Origin of the sequence: Marivita sp., from assembly GCF_017643905.1 — a bacterium.
Lineage (GTDB): Bacteria > Pseudomonadota > Alphaproteobacteria > Rhodobacterales > Rhodobacteraceae > Marivita.
This window is the reverse complement of record NZ_JAEPMO010000224.1, coordinates 1-4,976: the sequence shown is the minus strand read 5'-3', so window position 1 is coordinate 4,976 and position 4,976 is coordinate 1. Positions and strand designations below refer to the sequence as shown.

4 protein-coding genes are annotated in these 4,976 nt (G+C 61.4%); 3 read left to right on the top strand and 1 reads right to left on the bottom strand.

Translation table 11 applies throughout. The annotated features are described in order from the left end of the window. Both JJ869_RS22020 and lexA read left to right on the top strand, forming a co-directional pair. The coding region (locus tag JJ869_RS22020; protein ID WP_292270824.1) for a molybdopterin molybdotransferase MoeA at positions 1 to 805 on the top strand (805 nt) is incomplete at its 5' end. Positions 806 to 891: 86 nt separating this feature from the next. Next, a complete protein-coding gene (lexA, locus tag JJ869_RS22015; protein ID WP_292270822.1) occupies positions 892 to 1,590 on the top strand; it encodes a transcriptional repressor LexA in 699 nt (232 codons plus the stop codon). On the opposite strand, the gene JJ869_RS22010 is transcribed toward lexA, so the two are convergent. Continuing rightward, entirely contained in the window at positions 1,584 to 3,614 is a 2,031-nt protein-coding gene (locus JJ869_RS22010) for a ComEC/Rec2 family competence protein (RefSeq protein ID WP_292270820.1), read from the bottom strand. The two genes, lexA and JJ869_RS22010, sit on opposite strands and share 7 nt — an antisense overlap. A 78-nt stretch (positions 3,615 to 3,692) precedes the next feature. On the opposite strand from JJ869_RS22010, the gene gltX reads away from it, so the two are divergent. Beyond that, positions 3,693 to 4,976: glutamate--tRNA ligase (gltX, locus tag JJ869_RS22005; RefSeq protein WP_292270818.1), on the top strand; the 1,284-nt coding region annotated here is incomplete at its 3' end.

The window sequence follows — 4,976 nt, the reverse complement described above, 5'->3', positions numbered from 1 at the left end:
GGACAATGACCATATCCGTCCTGCAGGTGGCGATTTCCGGATCGGGGATACTGTCAGCGCCGGGCACGTGATAGGACCGAATGACATCGCGCTGCTGGCGTCGATGAACATCGCCGACGTGCCTGTGACACGGCGTCCTATCGTGGCGCTGATCTCGACAGGCGATGAGCTGGTGATGCCGGGAGAGACTCCCGGCCCCGATCAGATCATTGCATCCAACACTTTGGGCCTGCATGCGCTGATGCGTGATCTGGGAGCGGAGCCGCGGTTGCTCCCTATTGCGCGGGACAACGAGGCGTCTTTGCGGACCGCTTTCGATCTGGCCAAGGGTGCGGATTTGATCGTGACCATTGGCGGCGCATCTGTCGGCGACCATGACGTGGTGGCAAATCTTGCGCCGCAGCTTGGGTTTGATCAAAGCTTCTACAAGGTTGCGATGCGCCCCGGTAAGCCGTTGATGGCAGGGCGCTTTGGCGACGCCATGATGATCGGACTGCCGGGCAATCCGGTGTCGGCGATGGTCTGTGGGCATGTGTTCGTAGCCCCCGTGGTGCGAGCGATGCTGAGACTGCCCGCACAGGCTGCGCCACGCCGATCTGGCGTCCTGGCCGAGGCCTTGCCCGCGAACGGACCGCGGGAACACTATATGCGCGCCCGGGTCACGGATGGCGGGTTGATCGCCTTCGGATCGCAGGACAGTTCGCTGCTGAGCATCCTGGGCCAGGCCGACGCGCTGATTGTCCGCAGCCCTAAGGACGGGCCACGGGCGGTAGGAGACCACGTGGAGTATCTGCCTCTTCGCTGACTGCTTACCCTTGTTTACTGATTCTTGACACAAAACAGGAACAACAGTAGAACAAAGAGTGAGGATCATGCGAGCGGAGGCAGAAAATGCTGACCAAGAAACAACTCGACCTGCTGGAATTCATCAGCAAACGCGTGGCACGTGACGGTGTGCCGCCAAGCTTTGAAGAAATGAAGGATGCACTGGATTTGCGGTCCAAATCAGGCATTCACCGCCTGATCAGCGCGTTGGAGGAACGTGGGTTCATCCGGCGTCTTGCGCATCGGGCGCGGGCGATCGAGATTGTGAAACTGCCTGAAACACTTGCGGCCAAACAGCCGGGCTTCACACCAGTGGTGATTGATGGAGACCTGCCGGATGTACCGCCGCCGCCGAATGCGCAGAGTGTCGAAGCAATCCACGCGATGGAATTGCCCTTGATGGGGCGCATTGCGGCCGGTGTCCCCATCGAGTCGATCAATGACGTGCCGCCGTCGGTTGCGGTTCCGGGCGCGATGCTGTCGGGCAATGGCCGCCACTATGCGCTTGAAGTCAAAGGCGATTCGATGATCGAGGCCGGGATCAACGATGGCGACGTCGTGGTGATCCGCGAGACATCGAGCGCCGACAATGGTGACATCGTGGTGGCGCAGGTCGAAGGATATGAGGCAACGCTCAAGCGCTACAAGCGCAAGGGCGAAAGCATCATTCTCGAGGCGGCAAACCCGGCTTACGAGCCGCGAATCCTGCCCGTCGGTGCGGTCAAGGTGCAGGGACGTCTGGTCGGGTTGATCCGCACCTACTGAGCCTGTCGCAGACCGGCATCATTCCAAAGGCGCGCGCCTGTCCTGTCGCGCGCTTTTTCTATCTGCCAATGGCCATCCTCACGTCGGGTGATGGACAGGCTGCCCAATCCCTTGAGAGCGCGGGCATCAAGCACGGTGCAGTTCGGGACTTGCGGCATCTCCGGCAATTCTGCGCTGGCGACGACCAGTCTGCCATCAGAGCAGCCTTGATAGGTCGCTGCCGCGCGTTTTCCGTAGATGTGTTGAACCAGCGGTATTTGGTCGTTCCAAAGGGCCGCAGCGGTGGGTTGATCCAATCCCTGACCGTCATTTTCCAACCAGACCTCGGCAATGAAACCAGCGCCCGTGGCGCGTGACACTGCGCGTCCCTGCTCTGTCATCACACCGACAAGCGCGCCGCCTTCGGCAACCAGAATGGGCGGACGTTCGGCGTTCATCCAAATGAGAACCGCGATGCAGACGGGCGTCAGGCCCAGCAAACGCAGCCTGCCTTGCCACAGGACGACAAACAGCCCGCCAAGCGTGATGAGCGGCAAAACGGCGGGACCGGGTGTCATCACCGGCCGAACCGCACCGTCCCAAAGGGCAAGCGACTGCGCGATATAGAGAATCCAGTCCAGGCCCAGCCCCATGGGGATCAGCCCGATTGCCTCGAGCCCGAAGGGCATCAACAAGATGCCCAAGACCGCAGCGGGGATCACCAGGAGCCCCATCAAAGGAACGGTCATGAGGTTCGCCAGCAAACCGTACTGCGCAATCTGGTTGAAATGCGCCATGGCAAAAGGTGCCGTGGCCGCCCCGGCCACAGCCGAGGACATGACAACCGAAGCAATGCCGCGCAAGATTTTATGGCGCGGCAGGTCATGGGCGCTGTCCCGGATCGCGCCAAAGACCGCGACAAGAGCGGTTGTGGCGGCAAAAGACATCTGAAACCCCGGCCCGATCATCGCTTCAGGACGCAAGGCAAGCACGATTAAAGCTGCCAAGGCCACGGCCCGAAGCGAGATCGCGCGGCGGTCGACCATGATCGCCAGCAGCATCACGGCCACCATTATAAAGGCGCGTTCCGTGGCGACATTTCCGCCAGACAGCGCAAGATAGACCGCTGCCACCCCCAAAGCACCTGCCGCCGCGATCTTCTTGATCGGCCAGCGCAAACCGATGGGCGTCATCAACAGGCAAAGCCGCAGAACGGCAAAGGCAAAGGCGCTGACGAGCCCCATATGCAGGCCGGAAATGGCCAGCAGATGGGCCAGGTTGGTGTCGCGCAAGGCTTGCAGCACCGGCTGCGGAATGGCACTGCGGTCTCCTGTGATGATCGCCGTCGCAAAGGCACCTGTGGCGCCCGGCAACGCGGTTTGCACGCGGGCAGAGATCGCCATTCGGGTTTGGAAGGTGAACCGATCCCGCCCTGCCTCTTCCCACAGAACCAATGGAACGCGGGTATAGCCGACCGCCCCCAAACGGAGAAACCATGCGTGGCGACGGAAATCGAAGCCTCCGGGTTCGACAGCGCCGCCGGGTGGGCCAAGATGGGCGGTGGTGCTGATGGTCTGGCCAGGTTCCGGTGATACTCCGGCGATGTCGCCGTGGAGCGACAGGCGGACGCGGGTTGGCGTTTCGGAGAGCGGCACATTGGACAGCCAGACATGGTCCAGCGTGATGCGCAGAGCGTCCGACGCGGACCGGTCGATGTCGACCACCCTGCCCGTCACCGGGCCGTAGTAGCGCCAGTCGATCACCGGCCCCGCCACCAGATGCGCCCGCGCTCCGGCAAGCGCCACGCCCAAAGTCACCATCGCCACGGCACAGACCAACGGCGCGAAGGCAAACCTGATGCGCATGTGCCAGACCAAAAGGAGCAGACCCGCGACCGCCAAACCGGCCAGCACCTGAACGGGAGGTTCGACGCGCAGAGCGAAATAGAGGCCAATCCCGATGCCGAGGCACACGGGAACAAAGGGAAACAGCGTGCCGCGCTGCGCCAGAAGCATGTCTGGGATCACATCCCGGACCCGCGCCATACTTGCCCCCGTGGATGGTGCTGGTTAAGAGAGCCTTTAGCTATCCCCAAGACAGTTATCGAAAGGTAAATGCGCCCAATGTCCGGCCAGATCGTCACCCGTTTCGCCCCTTCCCCCACCGGCTACCTGCATATCGGCGGGGCGCGTACGGCGCTGTTCAACTGGCTTTTTGCACGCGGACGGGGCGGCAAGTTCCTGCTGCGGATCGAGGACACCGACCGCGCCCGGTCGACGCCCGAGGCGACGGCGGCGATTCTCAAGGGGCTGGACTGGCTTGGTCTGGATCATGACGGTGAGGTGTTGAGCCAGGCCGCCGGTGCAGACCGCCATGCGGAGGTCGCGCATGAGCTTCTGGCCAAAGGCTCGGCGTACAAGTGTTTTTCGACCCAGGACGAAATCGAGGCCTTCCGTGAAGCGGCGCGGGCCGAGGGCAAATCGACCCTGTTCCAAAGCCCCTGGCGCGATGCCGATCCGGCGACGCATCCCGATGCGCCTTTTGTGATCCGGCTGAAAACACCGATCGAAGGCACAACCGTGATCCGCGATCAGGTGCAGGGCGATGTCACGATCCGCAACGACCAGTTGGATGACATGGTCCTGTTACGATCGGACGGCACACCGGTCTACATGCTGGCCGTTGTTGTTGATGACCATGATATGGGTGTGACCCATGTGATCCGGGGGGATGACCACCTCAATAACGCCGCGCGTCAGATGGGCATCTACACGGCGATGGGCTGGGACATCCCGGTCTGGGCGCATATCCCGCTGATCCATGGACCGGACGGTAAGAAACTGTCCAAACGCCATGGCGCCCTCGGCGTCGAAGAATATCAGGCCATGGGCTATCCGGCGGCGGGAATGCGCAACTACCTTGCGCGTCTGGGATGGAGCCACGGCGATGACGAATTCTTTACCGATGATCAGGCAAAAGAGTGGTTCGATCTGAGCGGGATCGGCAAATCGCCCGCCCGGTTCGATTTCAAGAAACTCGAGAATCTGAGCGGGCAGCACATTGCCGTGGCGGAGGATGCTGCACTGCTGCATGAATTGGCGACTTATCTGGACGCGGCAGGGTTGCCTTCCCTTACGGAAGAGCAGGCTGATGGTATCTTTCGTGCGATGTATTGCCTCAAGGAGCGTGCGCGCACCTTTCCAGAACTGATTGAAAAGGCACACTTTGTTCTGGCATCTCGACCGCTTGAGATCGAAGAGAACGCCGCTAAGCAACTGGATACGGTATCCCGTGGCATACTGCAATCGTTGACGCCGCAGTTGCAAAATGCTAGCTGGACGCGTGATGAGCTTGAAGCCGTCACATCCCGAATTGCAGAAGAGCACGGGACGAAATTCGGCAAGCTG